Source organism: uncultured Parabacteroides sp. (assembly GCF_905196875.1).
GTDB lineage: Bacteria > Bacteroidota > Bacteroidia > Bacteroidales > Tannerellaceae > Parabacteroides.
On record NZ_CAJJWO010000031.1, the window covers coordinates 22,092 to 38,333 of the forward strand.

Consider the following 16,242-nt stretch of genomic DNA (forward strand, 5'->3'; position numbering starts at 1 on the left):
AATGTAGCGGGAAGGGCCACCGGGAAAACGCATTAGAAAAAAAATCAAAACCCTTCAAACATCTTTTCACCTGTAATACAACGCAATAACCTATTTCAACCAGGCAAAAAATCAAAACACATTAGAAGGTATTTCAAATGTATTTCACTATCTTTGCGCTAGATGAATCAAATCAGCAACAATGAAAAACACAATATATCTTCTTTTTCTATTCCTTTTGTCGATACTGACGGTGCATGCATCCGACAGCGAGCCGACGATCAAGTCCCTGCTTAAAGAGCTGGATCGTACCATCACAATAAAAGCTGACTTTCATAAACAGCGGGAACATGAAATAGACAGTATCAAAAAACTGGCATATACAACATCTTCACCGGAGGAAAAATATCACCTGTACAGTTCTTTGTATGGTATCTACCTACATTATCAGGCCGACTCGGCACTGCATTATCTGGAGAAAAGAAAAGCACTTCTTCCGTCTCTTCAAAATCCGCAGTATGAGAACGACTTATGGATTGCAAGAGCCGAAGTGCTGGGAATAATGGGCCTTTACAATGAAGTTGCCGCCCAACTGGAACAAGTACGCCGCGATCAACTTGATAACCAGACTCTGCTTTACTACTATTATACCTGTCGCACTTACTACGGCTGGATAGCGGACTACACCCGTACCGACGAACGGCATAAGTATATCGAAAAAACAAACGCTTACCGCGACTCTATCTTATCCCTCACACCCAATCAACTCGACCACAGTGTGGTACTTGCCGACAAAATGATTGTAGACGGACAACCTGATAAAGCAATCGAACTGATAAATAAAGAGTTGGAAGGTTTGGACAACCAGGAGTCACTGGTCTATCTGTTGTATAACCTGTCGCAGGCTTATGCCCAGAAAGGGGACACCGAAAAACAGATCTATTATCTGGCTCAGACGGCAATATCCGACCTGAAGGAAGCCAAACGCGAATACATCTCCCTGCAAAAACTAGCGTTACTGATGTTTGATAAAGGAGACATCGAACGAGCCTACGAATACCTGAGTTGTTCGATGGAAGATGCCGTTGCCTGTAATGCCCGGCTTCGCTCGGTGGAAGTAACCGAGTTTTTCCCGATCGTAGACAAGGTGTATAAACTGAAAATTCAGAAAGAAAAGCAGATATCGCGCACGTTACTGATTAGCGTGAGCTTTTTATCCTTCTTATTACTGATAACGATCGTTTATCTGTATCGTCAGATGAAGAAACTTTCTTCTATGCGGAGAGAGTTGAGTATCACTAACGAGCAGTTGCAAGGTATCAATAAGGAACTGAACCAGGCCAGCAAGATAAAAGAGGAATATATCGCCCTCTATTTGAACCAATGTGTCATTTATCTGGATAAATTGGATGCCTACCGCCGTTCACTGGCTAAAATGGCAATGGCATCACGGCTGGAAGATCTGTTCAAAGCCATCAAATCCGAACAGTTCATACGCGACGAACGGAAAAACTTTTACAACGACTTCGATAAATCATTCCTGCGACTGTTTCCGCATTTCATCGAGTCGTTCAACGGATTGATGGCAGAAGAAGGAAAGCTATATCCCAAATCCGGCGAAATCCTGTCTACCGAACTGCGTATCTTCGCCCTTATCCGCCTAGGAATAAACGACAGCAGCAGTATCGCCCATTTCCTCGGCTATTCCCTGGCCACTGTTTATTCTTACCGAAGCAAAGTGAGAAGCAAAGCACTCAACAAAGAACAGTTTGAAGAGTTGGTCGCTTTGCTTTAAATTTGAAATACTTCATTTATGAACCGCCCGGAACCCCTGGACGGTATTATTTCATTTACGGTTCACCGCCTCGAAAAGATCTTTGCCGACTTTGAAGCGAACCGTGGTGCGTTCTTCCATCATAAATGAAGCTCCCGTGCGGGGGTTCCGGACAGGGCGCGATGCTTGTTTACGCGGATAAAAGCGTCCGAAACCAAGAAATGAAATATCTTCTTCCCGTGTCAGAGTATCGGCTGTGAGCGTAAGGAAACTGTCCACGAATTGGCGGGTCTCTGTTACCGACCGGCCCGTACGGGCTGCCAACTCGTTGATAAATTGCATTTTGTTCATAATTTTATATTTAATAGTATACCTGAAAAATGTTCTACTACTCACTAAATAGCTCCTCCCTGCGGCATATTTCTTCAGGAAGCGTTATAAAGATACAATCGTCGCTTACCAACGTGGTGTATTGCTCCGAGAGCGATAATAGGCGATCGTTCGGCAGGCAGGTGTAAAGAAACGTTCCTTTTTCGGAATTCTCTCCCTGCTTCACTTCGAGGTCCGGACAAAGCAATGCGGCATGCCGGGCCGAACGACCGAAAGCCATAAGCCGATCTTCCTGCCACAGGTACAAATAGATCCTGTCCGTATTGTTTGTCTCTTTTTTAAGAATGTTATTTATCCAGTTCATATCTCTTTTTCGGGGTTAATAGTCTCTTACGCAGCGGTAATAGATACCGGAACTTGCCTTCGATGCAGACTTAAACTGAGGTATAGTCGTGTTGTATTCCAGAAGCCATGCATTTGTGGCATCTTTTTCCGTCGCACTCCAATAGGATCGTGTGTTCGTCATCTGTCCGGCTGGGTAGATGGTATTGATCGCATCGCGGAACACCCACATCAGCATCAGTTCCCGTTGGGTGGGCAGACGCCAGCCGTCACGGAATTCCGTGGTGGCGTAAGGTAGGCATCCGACAGCGTAGGGGCCACTTCCATTTGGATTCAGGTTGGTGTTGTCTCCTCCTGTTCCGGTGTTGAAGCTCATGGCTGCCGCCCAGTATCTCTCAGCATTCCCGTCGTTAGGGGCTATGATAAAGCGGAAAGGCACTTTGTCGTTTACGTTTATATTATCTCCGTTTCCTTTCTCGACGGTATGACGTATGGTGGATTTGTTGCGGGACAGGTTCATGCCTATGGGCCAGACGGCATCTGCCGGCATACCCGCGGAGTAAAAGACGGCATACACACTGCCACCACCGCTGCTACCCCCTTTCAGCGTCTCTTTTCTCATTTCCTGTCCGAGGGCGGCTGCCGCCGGAAGCAGGCAGGCGATGATTGCCGTTATAAACAGTCTGTTTATCCTGTGTACTGTGATATGGTTCATGTCAATGTTGTTATGAGGTTGTTATTAGGATTGTTACGGGGTTGGATCGGTTAATTCCCGGATACATCTCAGGCGGCGATCATTTGTTGTCGGGCCGGCAAGACCGGTTTCTCCATCCTTTACTTTTATACTGAAAACACTGCTCGAGCCGGCGGTGGAAGATGTCCAGTAATATACATCCGGGAATGCTTTGACGGTAGACGAGCCGGCGGTATAGATTCCGAGCGCCTGGTCGTGAGCGGGTAGGTACCACATCAGGGAGGCTGCCGAAGACGGTGAACCGGGGGTCAGGTTGATGCAGTTTTTTGCCGCCGGATAGTTCGTGTTATTCAGAGCCCAAGTATTGCTGCGCCCGTTGATAAGGCTGTTTTGAGCAGCTGCGGTTCCATTACTCCAGGCTCCGGTGTATGTGTCCGCGCTGTAAGCTACATCCATTATATAAACCTCGATCCGTTTCTCATACCGCCAGACAGCCTTCTCTGACTCACCGCTTGTTTCGGTGAGACCGTCTGCTTTATATGTTTTCAGGCTACCGCCGAAGTAGCCGGGGATGAATTTGACTACGCGCGAGTCGTCCGTGTTTTCGTCGGTTATCGTGATGTTGTAGGTGTAGTTGTGGTTGGGCGAGATACTGTAATTGTCGGTGAAGTTGCCGCCCAGGTGTATCTGGTAGATCACCGAGTTGCTGATTACACCGCCTGTCCCCATGGTCAGCCCCATTATCTGCAAAAAGGTAGCATCGATCGGGGCGTTGGCACCGCGCAGCTCGGGTGTCGTAAAGGGAACCAGCTGTTGCAAGTTGACCGGCAGGTAGGCTGTCTGGGAAAAGCGTTTCGTGCCGTCCGCTTGTGTAGGAATACCAGTGGACTGTACGGTTGTTGCCGGATAATTGATGTATCCTGTCGCCGGCCGCGGGAAAACAGCGTCCCGGCCGATGGAATAAAAGAAGCTCTTCGCCGGCACGTGCATGAGCTGTCCCTGCCAGAGAGTGTAATTCTTTTCGACCATTTTCTTCGACACGGTGAGGTTCACCGTTACTTTGGCTACGGTGCGGTAAAGCGTGATGTCGGCCTGTTTGTCTGCCGTCACGATCATGTCTGCACTCCCGGCCAGGACGACCAGGTCGTCGGCAGCGTTTCGGAACAGGGGGAAGCCGTTACTTAAAGGGTTGTCGGTGGCAGCAGCTGCAATCCCTTCGTTTTCAAACACGGAGAGTGCTGTGCCTGAAGATGGATCTGCGGTCAAACTGTTAAACGTATCGTTTTTGACATTCGCTATTACGATGATCCTGTTCGGTGCCGCAGATGTGTTCAGTTCGACATTTTTCAGGGCGCCGTCCACTCCACCTATGGAAGGTACCGAATGAAAAGACTTCTTTACCAAGCGGCTGGTTCCGGTCGTGCCGTTAAACTGGAGCACCCAGAAGTTTTTTATTTCGTCTTCGACGATGGCCCGGGTCACCGGGGTTTCCACCAGGCTCACTTCCAATCCCTTGCAGACTTCCGTGGAGCTGAATACGGAATTGCCTACCTTGCTTTGCAGGAACAGGGGGGATTGCACCGGCTGTGTTTTGAGCAACAGTTCGATGGATACCGGCTCGCCGGTTTCGCCGCTGCCGGAAGGGAGCGGGCCGTCGGTGAACTTCTCGTCCGTGCAGGCGGCCGCCAGGGCCACCAGGACTATTGTATAGAGTATATGTTTCATATCTGCCTTTTTTATGAGGGTTTATATCGTGGGGTTACTTGGGCTTGGTGGCATCCCGTACGCAACGTACGTACAGGGGGATCGTTTTCTCCCTTGGGTAGGGGAGCAGCCAGGCAACGGTAGCTCCTTTCGTCAGAACCCAGGCGGCACTAACACCGGATTCTGTTCCGCTCCAATATTCGAGACTGCTATTCATACCGCCACCCTGATCGATTATCCGCTGATTTATTACGTACAATTCATTTATTCTGGGCAGGCGCCAGTCTTTGTATCCCCCTTCCCTGAGCGATGCACAGGCCTGTCTGGCGACAAGCACTCCGGTTGCGGGATCCTTCCAGGGAACCGGGGCTCCGCCAGCTCCCCAGGCGCGGGCAAGCATCAACTGCGGGTTGATTCTTTCCTGCGAACCGGTAGCCCGCCAGGCGGTAATGAGTGAACCTCCAAGGTCGACCGTAGCTATCAGATAGCTTCCGTTATTGCCATTGGCTACCTCTCCCAGATAAGTATGGAAAAGGTGATTATTCGGGTTTGGCGTATCACCTATGTTGGTAACCCCGAAAGGCCTCATTCCGTTGTAGTAATCCTTAGCATTTCCGGCGCTACCGGCCACATAATCCGTTCTCAGCGGTGTATAGCCCTCCATTCCTACTCCCAGCGAACCGTTAATGGGATAGCTTTGCCAGTCGGATAGTTCAAGGATCATGGCGGCGTTGTTGTATATGATGTTATATTCGTTTTTCCAACCTTTCCGGAAACCGTATATATCATCTGTACTAACGTCATCGTCGCCGTTCAGGTTATTCCGGGTCAGCGGGAAGGTGAGCACTTTGTCGTCCGAGGTCATGATGCGGATCACGACTTCGCCGTCCTTGACACGACCTAGAAACGAGGGTACCAGGAAATCGAATTCAAGGGGCAACGCCGTTAAAGAGCCGTCGATCGGCACGTCTTCAGCCGGGCTGCAGTTTACCTCAAGCGGGCCGGCGGTGAAACCGACGGTGTTCACTTCGCCGGTCTTCGGGTTGATCGTCCCCTTGTTCTTTATCCAACTTAGGTTGGCATGAAGGTTGTCGATGGAGACGGATTTAACCGCGACTTCATTTAGGTCTGACAGCCTTGTAAGCTTGACCTTTACCCAGCAGTAGGCGTGAGAGAAGGTCAGGGCGATATTCCCGTCAGCGGGCATTGTTATCGGGGAGGCGGGCAACGAGAGATAAAGCAGCTCCTTCTTTCCGTTCATGCTGCCGGTCAGATCGAAAGGAACAGCGGTGGCCGTGGCTCCCGCGACCCACGGATAATAGCCGTAGATGTTGATGGACTGCGCCGGCTCGGCTTTCGGGGAGATATCTGTGTCGCCGCTTGTGGTATGCGTCCAGGTGTCTTCGCCCGCCGCGGCTCCGCGTGTAAGGGTTGTTTTCATATTGCTTTGGGTACCGTCGGGCAAGCCGGCTCCCGAATCATCGGTGATAAACATTCCGAATATATATGTGCCGTTAAGCGGGAAAACGGTTCCTTCTAGGACATCTGGTTTGCCGATCGTTTTCGTGGACTGGCTTCCTTCAAGAGCGGCAGCAAAGCACAATTCGGTGCTTCCCGGTTTCTCCGGCTTCTCGCCGAGCGACTCTTCGCGGTCGCACGCGACCAGGCACAGGCCGGCCAGACACGTGGCGGCGATCATCCCTGTTATTTTCACCTTGTTTCTTCTGATCATATCTGTGTGCATATTGTCTGTTGGTATTATCTGATTTCGCGGACGCATCTGACAGAATGTGTAGATCCTTTGGCGGATGCGGTGATTGCTCCGTCCGAATTGACGGTCCAGGCATCTGCTGCGTCTTTCTCCGAGGCGCTCCAATACGTTATCGTACCGGTGTCGCTGCCAAGCGGGGTAAATCCTTTTGAGCTCTCGATTGTCACTCTGTTGAGGTACAGGAGGTATAACTCCGAAAGCCGTGGCAGTCGCCAGTCGCTGCGTCCCTGTCCGCGGTAATCACGGCAGAGCTGCTTGGCGTTCAGCACGCGCGAGGTTCCACTACCGGTTCTCCATGCGGCCTGGCCGGCGTTCTCGGGGGCGATGACCAGTTTTGGGGCAGGGCCCTCGCGCTCGAATGCGTTTGAGGCAGCGTTGTAATAACCGCCGTTGGCTAATCCGGTATAGAGGTTGTCGGCGGCTTCTCCCAGCAGGGTGTTATAATCGAGGGCATCCCACTGTTTGCCGTCCTGATTCGACCATTTATCTTTTTTCGCAGAAACCGTCCATGCACCGCCGGTCTTTATCGTTCCGTTTTCCCCATTGAAATCCATGTGTACCAGCATATTGGGTTTAACTGAGGCGGTGGTTCCTGTTTCCCAAGGGGTAATGCTTGCCGTGGTGAAGACCAGGCCGATTCCCTTGCCGGAATAGGCGGCATCGGGAGAGTCGTATCCTGCCTTGGTCACGGCGGTGATGGAGTAGCGGTAGAGGTGGTTGCGCAGCACGTCGTGCAGGACGGCTGCATCGGTGTTGACCTCGTCAGTGGTGAAGTCAATCCGGTAGTAGCTTTTAGAGCCGGAACGATTGTAATGCCCGCCGATAACGAGGGCCGTGCGGTTCTCGTGGTTTTCATCGTAAACGGTGCTTCCCGCAAGGGCAACTTCGGGGAGGTAGATTTCGGCTTTGCAATAGGTATTATCCGTGATGGCGGTTCCTGTATATGTAAAGCTGCCGGAACTCAATGTTCCCGCCTGCGATGCAGCTGTAACGGAAGGCGTGCCACTCGTATATAATAAACTGGTTTCTATAGGCAGAAGGGCATAGCGGTCATAAGGCTTGTAGACGAAAACGTCGGTCAGGTTGAATGGGACGCCACTTTTATCCCAGGTACCTGAACCAGCGTTGTACGTGCCTACCCCCACATCCACCCGGGCTACGGCGCGCAGCAGGTTGGCGGTGAGCGGAGCCATTCCTTCGGTTATTGCAAGCGGTGTATTGGGGCTGTCGCCGGCAAAGCCGAACATCGGTATCCCGGTGTCGGCAAATGCCGGCGCAGTCCCCAACTCCCCACTTATCAAGGCTGATTGTGCCTCACCATATGTCATGCCCGCGCTAACCGAGGCGAATGGGTTGCGGTTGGCCACCAACAGCAGCCGGGTATCGGCTGCGCCCGAAACGCTGCGGCGGAGCGTGAAGCTGAAACTACCGCCGGAACCAACTTTTCCGGCGGCGTTATACTTTAATTTATATGCATCTCCCGCATCCGGGTCTGGCTGAAAGGCCAATATATATAGTGTCGTAATGGCGTTTTCCTCGTCCTCGGTCATACCTTTGGTGGAAAGAGGTTGATCACCTGCAACTGCATTGACTGAGAAAGTCACCGTAGCGAATTCGGCGGCAGTTCCGTCACCATCCCCCTTTTCTATCTCATTAGTACAGGCGCATAGGAAAAGGGTGGCACACAAGCTTGCGGCGGCCCTTCCGATCATCAATATGTGTGAACTTTTCATGTGCATATATCGTCTGTTTGTTTTTTGTGATTACCTCCTCCCGCTTGCCGGTTATCGGGGAACAGGGGAGGATGTATTACCAGAGAGTTATTGCCTTCGGTTAGAAAGGTTTGTTGGTTGGAGTATCAGTCCAGTCTGCCGGAGTAACAGTAACCGTTACATCCAATTTCACGTTTGGTTCATCCGGAGTGTCGGTACCACCACCACCGCTACCACCGCCTTCATCCGTAGGACGGAAGTCGCCATTAAGAGTGATGCTTACATTATATGCTTTACCGGCTTCGATCACACCTCCTTCACCCGGAGCAAAGATGACGTTAAAGTATTTCTTAACTCTATCTTCCGGAGCACCTTTCTTTTTCAACCAGTCAACCTGTAACACCAGCGTTGTCGGGTTTTGGGCTTTATCTGCTGAGGTCGGCCTGTTCTCAAAAACGTAGAAGTGTCCGGCGTTTGTAGCAGGAGGTGTTACAACACCTGAGAGGTCAAGATTGAATTCGGGAACTACCGTGTAGCCGGGATCAGTACCCCAACCTACTACCCAGTTTATCCCGTTTACATAATTTTGAGTAGCAGGGACATGGCTTCCGCCAGCAGAAGGAAAATAGAAAGAGTTTGTCTGTACATTCAGTAAAAAGGCACCATCGAAGGAGAAATCTTCAGAAGAGCCGAAGGTTCCTTGTGCGCCAGTACCTACAGCAACACTGGCCAAAGTGATTTTAGCAGCAACGAACTTAGCCGTAACTTCAGCTTTGGCTGTGTAAGGAGCAGCAGTCGTTTTATCTGTCAAAGTTCCTTCGGCCGACATAAGCAAGTTTCCTTTTACCTGGGTTTGAGTCGTACCGTTCACAAGGCTTCTTACTACCGCTTTCAGTTGGGTTTCGGTAGATGCATTTAATGAACCTGAGGCTCCGGTAAGATCACTTCCCAGATTGCATATTGCCAGCATTTTGTTAGCCGTACTCTTTGTTTCCACGGTTGCGGATTTAACTCCGGCAGCATCCGACAAATCAGAGGTTTGAAGATACTTTTTAGTAATGATACTCCCCGTAGCATCTACGAAGAATACGGTGATATCAGAAATAGCCTTATCTTCATTGGTTCCGGGAACTCCTGTTGCTTTTGTTTCAACACCGGTGTTAATACTGAAATTGACCGTCATCGGTTCCCCCTGTGGCACCGGAGGTGACGGGTCTTCTCCGTTTTCTTTTGAACAACTTGCCAAGGCTGCTATCGCCAGCATCGACAAAAAAATAGATTTCGCTTTCATTTGCTTTACTTAATATTAATAATAGTGAAACTAAAAAATTTGTGTATTCAATAAGATTTTTATCGCGCATCTTACGTGATCTCCTTCGCGCGAGGTCCGTGATCCCTATCGCGCGCTTCGCGCGATTACTATCACGTGAGGTTCGTGATTTCTTTCTATTCTATTACCGGTCTGTCATCCTCGCCGGTGCCGCCGCCGGGTGTTTCCGTCACCTCACCTACGACAAAGTTGCCCAACATCGTTGCCGTGCGGGATTCTTTGAGCAAGGCGGCACCGTTGCTGCCAAGTTGCGTGCAGAGCGTAACGCTCCAGACAGAACCGTCGGCTACAGTGGCGGGCAATACAAAACCGACCTGCGTAGGCGTGTTGGGATAGAGTTTCGACACAGGGAAGAAGAAGGTTTCGCCCGAGTCGCCATCGGTACGCCGGATGGTGACACCGATCTGCTCGTCTGCGCCACCCACCTTGATGTGCTTACCTTTGATGATACAGGCTTGTCCGGCACTAACCGGCACACCTTCACCACGGGCTGCGGCTTCGGGATTCTGTGCATCCTGTGCACTAACCACCGTAAACAGTTGTGGGCCGCTGACAGATTTCTGTATCTCGACGTCGATCTCGGCATCGGCCAGTGCCTGACGCATTTCTTGGCTCATGGAGTAGGCAACACCGAGTTTCAGACGCTTGCGGTCGGGAGCCGACATAAGTTCGCTTTCAAGGAAAACACCCTGTGAGGTGGGACGAAAATAGCCCAGCACCGTGCTGATACTATATCCGGCGGAGAGATACCAGATCATGCGTCGCATGATCTGGTTGCCCGTACGGGTGATTTCTTCCACGTCTTCCTGGCGGGTGCTGAGGGCAGCAACTTCACCGGCGAGGTCGTGCATATTAAGGCACTTCTGCAACTTAGGTTGCAGGTAACAGTCGTTTGTAATGTCCTGGGTAAGGGCCAGGTCGAGGGCTTTGAGCGTGAGCTTCGCCTTCTGGGTCGGGTCTTTTGCCATAACTGTCTGTTTTTTAGTTATTGTTATATTGTTTTTTCTATCGTATTACGAATTAGCCGGGGTTTAAAGGACAATTGATTTATATCAGTAGCTCCCGAGTAGAAAAGTAGGGGTAAAAAAACTGGATTCTTCCCCTTTTTTGATACCAGGATGGTCTGACGCAAAACATAACCACGTGTGCCCTAGTGCTTGCATATTCGTAAGACAAAACGACTTAGTTCATTAGAAACTATGTTTAAATGATTATAATTCAAGGTCTTCACGTAATCGTATATTGTTAGCCACAGATAAGTTAGATTGAAAACAGGAAGGTCGGTAATGATTAAAAATACTCTCTTTTGGTACCGGATAGGTATGAAAAAAATGAACAAATAAGGTCATATTTGTTCATTTTTTCTCTCATGCGATGAATTTTAATCGCCATAAATTATGAGAATCAAATAATTTATATATCTTTGCGCAGTCCTGACATAGTTTCTAATGAACTAAGTCAATTTCTCTCCACACAAATTCTTTCATTATATAAATATATAGCTCAGAAAATAGTACACTATCTTATTTAATTGCTATTTTTGTTGGCATAGTTGAATCTGCCGATTTCTTTTTGATAATCAGCAGACCAGGATTTCTAAATTTGACGAATTAAGCTAATACTTGTAGATGTAGGGTAATAATAAAAAGAGTGGATTATGAAAACTTATGTCAGACAAAACATTCCGGAGAGAAATAACAGGGGTTCATTTACTCCGATACGAAAACAGAATACTGCTGCTTTTGTGGATAATCGTCCGAAAAACAAGCTCATAGTTCAATTGGCCTCCCGCGAGATCGGCGATCTTGATTATGGAGGTGCGCATCACAGACAGGTTGCCTTAGATGTCGCTGAAGCCACCGGAGAGGAACATCGTGGAGGTCGGCATACTACGATTGACAGCCTGAATGCTTCGACAGGTGTGACCAAATATATGGAAGATTTTAGGTTTCATAGGTTATTGGAAAAGATAAACGCCCTTTCCGGCAATTTTGAGAGTAAACTTCGCACTGTTAATTTGAGTACTCTCACTAATAGTGAACATCAACATTTATGGTTACTTTTCTTAAAGAAAAATATAGCTTATATCGATCTGAAGAAAGAAGTCGATGCGACTATAGACCCTGCCATTAGTGCCACCAAGGCCGACAGGCTATCAAAAAATGCACAAGGGGGGAAGCCTGCCAGACCGACCATTGAGGCTTGGTATTATAAACGATCCGTTCCTGCTAATTACGATGAGTATAAACGACTTTACTTCTGGGTTTGGAACGCCTTCTTCAGGCGGACATCCAAACTAGGGATCGACTTTACAGCGGCACTTGGAAAGACGATTCACTTCAACCTGACCGGTGATGTCTATCGGCGGGCTTTGGCCGAGAGGACAGGAAGAGCACATACTCGCCGAAGCGCGATAACTTATTCGGAAATGCGGCATTTACGGAAATTGTGGGATAGAAACAAGGCGCCCAGTGTCCGTTTCCAGCAGAACACCCACCCTACCCCAACGACTGTATCGGTTCAGGATGTAAGTAGACCGTTTCGTTTACTCGATTTATTCGGCCCTGTAGCCATTAAAAGGATATTCCAGACCCCGCAATGGATCACTGCCTCCCGTGAATATGAACTCAATTTAGGTAGCTATGCAGCCAATGGCAGGCCTGAGGCAAAAGCGGCTATCCAGGAAGGATTGAATAAGATGGACAGAGTTTGCGCAAAATATCATAAGGCGGATTGTCTCAGGAAGTTTCAGGCTTCCAGAGCGGTATTCGGGCTTCTAAATCCAACAAGTGCCGGGCAGGTAGGCACCCACTATGCGACGGTAAGGAGTGTTATAAAAGGAGTGCCCGAAGCAGGGAAAGACCCTGTGAACATGCGTGAACAGATGACTGCCTTTTTTAATGCCGGGCTGTGGAACCCCAAAGGTTATACAATAGCCAGAATACTGACAGAATTGAGAGCTATGCCTGATGATGCCAGAAAAGCAAAGGCTGCTGAACTCGGCATACCGGAAAAGCAGTTAACCGATATATGCGACACATCACGCGGAAGATTATTGGATACGCCTATTGATCAGGATCCCGGACGGAGAGAACGAATACCCCGGCCGGCTGCAGAAAGAGATGCAATGGCTGTATCGGCTCAGGAATACGAAAAAAGAGGTGTGCCTTTATCGTCCAGGGAGATGGCTTCTGCCGGAGCAGATCCGGCTCGTAAAGCCGATCCACTAACGTGGCGTGAGGGTATCTGTTGTTTCAGTATTGACGAAACAACCGGTTGGGGAAAGCAGATGAAAGAGGATGGATTCCCCACAATAGCAGGTGGTTCAGGAACGGCAGCCCGGTTACTAAAGATCTACCAATGGATAGGTGGCGAAAACCCTATTAATTTCAGGTTGGCTTTAATGGGTTGGATGTTGCCTTGCAAAGATCATTCATTGATTGAAATAATGCAGGGTGCGGAAGCTGTTGGAGTAAAAGGCCCATCAGATAGGCTTGACAATCCGATCTACATGTACCGTTCTATAGCGCCAATAAGAACCCAAGAACTGAGAGCGAATGTGGCCAAAGAGTCTAAATTCCCTGATGAACATGTTCTTCATAAGGTGGATGATGCAAGTTATAAAAGATTGATAGAGGTTTAGTTGTGATGAAATGTTCCGCCGTCGGCTCCTTTGGAGGGGCAGGCGGGACAGAGATAAGGAGAGAAATCGAATGTAATTACGACAATTTTCCCGTTTTTATTTCTGTCTTAAGAAAATCATATACATACCGAGAACTCCTGAAAATAAAGACCAGTCTTTTTATCCTGCAATTTAGAATATGTTTATCATACGAATGACTTTTTGCAAATTCACTGATAAGGATAATTATATATTCCACTTTATCTTGTATGCTAAAATCACTATTCATATAATATTCTTTTCTATACGGTATATTAATTTATAATGCACAGGCTACTAAAGAACGATAATTCTTGGGGGTGTATCAAGATGCTTGACGGCACATTTCATCCATCTTAGTTTCATTTGTTGCATAACGGATGCTTTTTGCGTAGCTCTTCTGTTGTGTAATACCGATTGTGACGATCATCGTCTTCCGATAATTAGATCTCTTCTTTAAGTTCTTCCACTGTAAAGCGACAATGTGTATTAGTATCCAGAAAGACTTTTTTCATTTGTATTTTTCTTCTAAATATTTGTGATAAGCAGTTCTTCTATTTAAATCGCCTTCTTCCAAAGGTTCACCTGCGCCTAATAAGCTTAAAACAACGTCAGGGATTGCATCTTCAGAAGATTTCGGTATCTGTGTTGTCTCCATATACTTATCCTTTTAGTCAATGATTCTTTTATCTTTATGTCTTAACAGTCACAAATATAATCATTATTTCTATTTCCGGCCTGTCAAAAGGCGTTGTTTTGGAGACAAAATATCACTACATTTGTGACCTGTTTAATAGAAAGGAAATAAATGATCGATCAACCTACCATAGACCGGATACTTGACGCTGCAAACATTGTGGATGTTGTTTCAGAATTCGTTACCTTGCGTAAGCGAGGGATCAACTATGTAGGATTATGTCCTTTTCATACTGATAAAACACCCTCGTTCTACGTCTCTCCGGCTAAAAATATATGTAAATGTTTTGCCTGTGGCGAAGGCGGTACGGCCGTTCACTTCATTATGAAGCATGAACAACTGAACTATTTCGATGCCCTGCGCTACCTGGCCAAGAAATATAATATCGAGATACAGGAACGGGAACTGACCGAAAAAGAAAAGCAAAAGAAAAGCGACCGCGAAAGTATGCTGATCGTCAATAGCTGGGCGCAGCAATACTTTACCACCCAGCTATACGAACATGTAGAAGGGAAAACGGTCGGACTGCGCTACTTTGCCGAACGTGGCTTCCGCGAAGACACCATTCGCAAATTCCAGCTCGGATATAGTCTCGATCAACGGGATGCCCTGTATAAAGAAGCGACAAAGAACGGATACAAAAAAGAATTCCTTGAAAAGACCGGTCTGGTGATTGCCTACGATAACAGAGGCGTGAACGATCGTTTCCGTGGTCGTGTAATCTTCCCGGTTCATACATTGAGCGGTAAAGTTGTCGCCTTTGGGGGACGTATACTCAAAAAGGATGAAAAGACAGCCAAATACGTCAACTCTCCCGAAAGTGAGATTTACCATAAGAGCAACGAGCTCTACGGCATTTTCTTTGCCAAGCAGGCCATAGTCAAAGCAGACTGTTGCTTCCTGGTGGAAGGATATACGGATGTGATATCCATGCACCAGGCAGGCATAGAGAACGTAGTCGCCTCTTCCGGTACGGCTCTTACGCAGGGACAGATACGGCTTATACACCGTTTTACCAGTAATATAACCGTGCTGTATGACGGCGATGCCGCCGGTATCAAAGCCGCCCTGCGCGGTATCGACCTGTTATTGGAAGACGGCATGAACGTCAAAGTAGTTCTCTTGCCGGACGGTGAAGACCCCGACTCGTTCGCCCGCAAACACAACGCGAGCCAGTTTGCCGAATTTATCAAACAAAACGAAACGGACTTCATCCGCTTCAAAACCCGTTTATTACTGGATGATGCAGGAACCGACCCGATCAAGCGTTCGTCGCTAATCACGGATATTATCCGCACGGTAGCCATCATCCCTGATAATATAGCCCGCTCCATCTATATCCGCGAATGCAGCAGTATGATGGAAATAGACGAGCAGGTGTTGCTTAACGAGGTCAATAAAATACGCCTGAGCAAAGACGAGAGACAGACGCAGCAAGCACCTTCGGTACAACCCCAGGTAAGCCCTCTGCCGGATTATCCGGATATACCGGATTATCAGCCGTTCGTCGGAGAAGCGACCGGGGAAGAAAGTTTTCTTCCGCCGGACGATAATATGCCCCCTCCGCCACCACCGGAGGAATATCCGTCGGAAGAGACTGGTCCTATGGAGATTCCGCCAATGGCTCCCCCTCCTCCCCAACCGCAGATGCCGCAGCCGCCTAAACGTTCGCCCTACGAGGTATACGAAGTAACCTTGCTGAAATATATCGTGCGCTATGGCGAAAAGGTGCTGTTCGACTATGTGGATGAGGAAACGAACGAGCATATCGTTATGCATGTTGCCGAATATATCCGTTACGACCTGGAACGTGACGATCTGACCTTCTATACCCCGATCTTTAAAAATATGCTCGACGAAGCTGCCGAGAGATGCAAGAACGAGGGATTTATTGCCAACCGCTACTTCCTGGCTCATCCGGATCCGAACGTTAGCCGTCTGGCAGCGAACCTGATAAGCGAAAAATATCAGTTGAGCAAATATCATAGCAAATATCGTGAACTGGAACAGGAAGAGGACAAACTGGATCAGTTGGTTATACGTGAAATATATGCCATGAAGGATGCTTATATCATACGCCAGATCAAAGAGACCCAGTTGGGTATCAAGGAAGCGCATCTGAAAGGGAATGAAGATCAGGTGTTCGAGCTGATGAGAAAGCTGACCCACCTGAACGAGATAAAAAATGTATTGAGTAAAGAATTGGGAGAACGTATCGTATTAAAAATGTAAAAACAACTCATAGCCT

The 16,242-nt window shown here is 48.3% G+C and carries 12 protein-coding genes; 3 read left to right on the top strand and 9 right to left on the bottom strand.

From position 1 onward, the window contains the following. Positions 1 to 181: 181 nt before the first annotated feature. The gene (locus tag QZ076_RS11900; RefSeq protein WP_293713529.1) at positions 182 to 1,774 is read left to right on the top strand and encodes a DUF6377 domain-containing protein; all 1,593 of its coding nucleotides are present in this window, start codon (positions 182 to 184) and stop codon (positions 1,772 to 1,774) included. 51 nt (positions 1,775 to 1,825) lie between these two features. On the opposite strand, the gene QZ076_RS11905 is transcribed toward QZ076_RS11900, so the two are convergent. The 8 genes from QZ076_RS11905 to QZ076_RS11940 form a co-directional block, all read right to left on the bottom strand. Next, entirely contained in the window at positions 1,826 to 2,104 is a 279-nt protein-coding gene (locus QZ076_RS11905; protein WP_293713530.1) for an HU family DNA-binding protein, read from the bottom strand. A gap of 37 nt (positions 2,105 to 2,141) precedes the next feature. Then, on the bottom strand, positions 2,142 to 2,447 hold the full coding sequence (locus QZ076_RS11910; RefSeq protein ID WP_293713531.1) for a hypothetical protein: 306 nt from the start codon (positions 2,445 to 2,447) through the stop codon (positions 2,142 to 2,144). Between the two features lie 15 nt (positions 2,448 to 2,462). Further along, entirely contained in the window at positions 2,463 to 3,140 is a 678-nt protein-coding gene (locus QZ076_RS11915; RefSeq protein ID WP_293713532.1) for a DUF1566 domain-containing protein, read from the bottom strand. Positions 3,141 to 3,173: 33 nt separating this feature from the next. Beyond that, on the bottom strand, positions 3,174 to 4,844 hold the full coding sequence (locus tag QZ076_RS11920) for a hypothetical protein (RefSeq protein WP_293713533.1): 1,671 nt from the start codon (positions 4,842 to 4,844) through the stop codon (positions 3,174 to 3,176). A gap of 34 nt (positions 4,845 to 4,878) precedes the next feature. Further along, entirely contained in the window at positions 4,879 to 6,555 is a 1,677-nt protein-coding gene (locus QZ076_RS11925; protein WP_293713534.1) for a fimbrillin family protein, read from the bottom strand. A 26-nt stretch (positions 6,556 to 6,581) separates the two neighbouring features. Further along, positions 6,582 to 8,333 (bottom strand): DUF1566 domain-containing protein, encoded by a 1,752-nt coding sequence (locus QZ076_RS11930; protein ID WP_293713535.1) that lies wholly within the window; start codon positions 8,331 to 8,333, stop codon positions 6,582 to 6,584. 94 nt (positions 8,334 to 8,427) lie between these two features. Then, on the bottom strand, positions 8,428 to 9,597 hold the full coding sequence (locus QZ076_RS11935; RefSeq protein WP_293713536.1) for a fimbrial protein: 1,170 nt from the start codon (positions 9,595 to 9,597) through the stop codon (positions 8,428 to 8,430). Positions 9,598 to 9,752: 155 nt separating this feature from the next. After that, positions 9,753 to 10,604, bottom strand: a complete 852-nt coding sequence (locus QZ076_RS11940) for a DUF4469 domain-containing protein (RefSeq protein ID WP_293713537.1) — start codon at positions 10,602 to 10,604, stop codon at positions 9,753 to 9,755. Positions 10,605 to 11,293: 689 nt separating this feature from the next. On the opposite strand from QZ076_RS11940, the gene QZ076_RS11945 reads away from it, so the two are divergent. Continuing rightward, entirely contained in the window at positions 11,294 to 13,279 is a 1,986-nt protein-coding gene (locus tag QZ076_RS11945; protein ID WP_293713538.1) for a hypothetical protein, read from the top strand. A gap of 529 nt (positions 13,280 to 13,808) precedes the next feature. On the opposite strand, the gene QZ076_RS11950 is transcribed toward QZ076_RS11945, so the two are convergent. Then, positions 13,809 to 13,955 carry a hypothetical protein gene (locus tag QZ076_RS11950; RefSeq protein WP_293713539.1) on the bottom strand — a complete coding sequence of 49 codons (147 nt, stop codon included), beginning with the start codon at positions 13,953 to 13,955 and terminating at the stop codon, positions 13,809 to 13,811. Between the two features lie 150 nt (positions 13,956 to 14,105). Here QZ076_RS11950 and dnaG point away from each other — a divergent pair, with 150 nt between their 5' ends. Continuing rightward, positions 14,106 to 16,226 carry a DNA primase gene (gene dnaG / locus QZ076_RS11955; protein ID WP_293713540.1) on the top strand — a complete coding sequence of 707 codons (2,121 nt, stop codon included), beginning with the start codon at positions 14,106 to 14,108 and terminating at the stop codon, positions 16,224 to 16,226. Positions 16,227 to 16,242: the final 16 nt, after the last annotated feature.

Excerpts from the sequence above, each read along its gene's own strand:
- QZ076_RS11900 (WP_293713529.1), top strand. The coding sequence starts at position 182 with ATGAAAAACACAATATATCTTCTTTTTCTATTCCTTTTGTCGATACTG.
- QZ076_RS11925 (WP_293713534.1), bottom strand. The coding sequence starts at position 6,555 with ATGATCAGAAGAAACAAGGTGAAAATAACAGGGATGATCGCCGCCACG.
- QZ076_RS11915 (WP_293713532.1), bottom strand. The coding sequence starts at position 3,140 with ATGAACCATATCACAGTACACAGGATAAACAGACTGTTTATAACGGCA.
- QZ076_RS11930 (WP_293713535.1), bottom strand. The coding sequence starts at position 8,333 with ATGCACATGAAAAGTTCACACATATTGATGATCGGAAGGGCCGCCGCA.
- QZ076_RS11905 (WP_293713530.1), bottom strand. The coding sequence starts at position 2,104 with ATGAACAAAATGCAATTTATCAACGAGTTGGCAGCCCGTACGGGCCGG.
- QZ076_RS11950 (WP_293713539.1), bottom strand. The coding sequence starts at position 13,955 with ATGGAGACAACACAGATACCGAAATCTTCTGAAGATGCAATCCCTGAC.
- QZ076_RS11945 (WP_293713538.1), top strand. The coding sequence starts at position 11,294 with ATGAAAACTTATGTCAGACAAAACATTCCGGAGAGAAATAACAGGGGT.
- dnaG (WP_293713540.1), top strand. The coding sequence starts at position 14,106 with ATGATCGATCAACCTACCATAGACCGGATACTTGACGCTGCAAACATT.
- QZ076_RS11935 (WP_293713536.1), bottom strand. The coding sequence starts at position 9,597 with ATGAAAGCGAAATCTATTTTTTTGTCGATGCTGGCGATAGCAGCCTTG.
- QZ076_RS11910 (WP_293713531.1), bottom strand. The coding sequence starts at position 2,447 with ATGAACTGGATAAATAACATTCTTAAAAAAGAGACAAACAATACGGAC.
- QZ076_RS11920 (WP_293713533.1), bottom strand. The coding sequence starts at position 4,844 with ATGAAACATATACTCTATACAATAGTCCTGGTGGCCCTGGCGGCCGCC.
- QZ076_RS11940 (WP_293713537.1), bottom strand. The coding sequence starts at position 10,604 with ATGGCAAAAGACCCGACCCAGAAGGCGAAGCTCACGCTCAAAGCCCTC.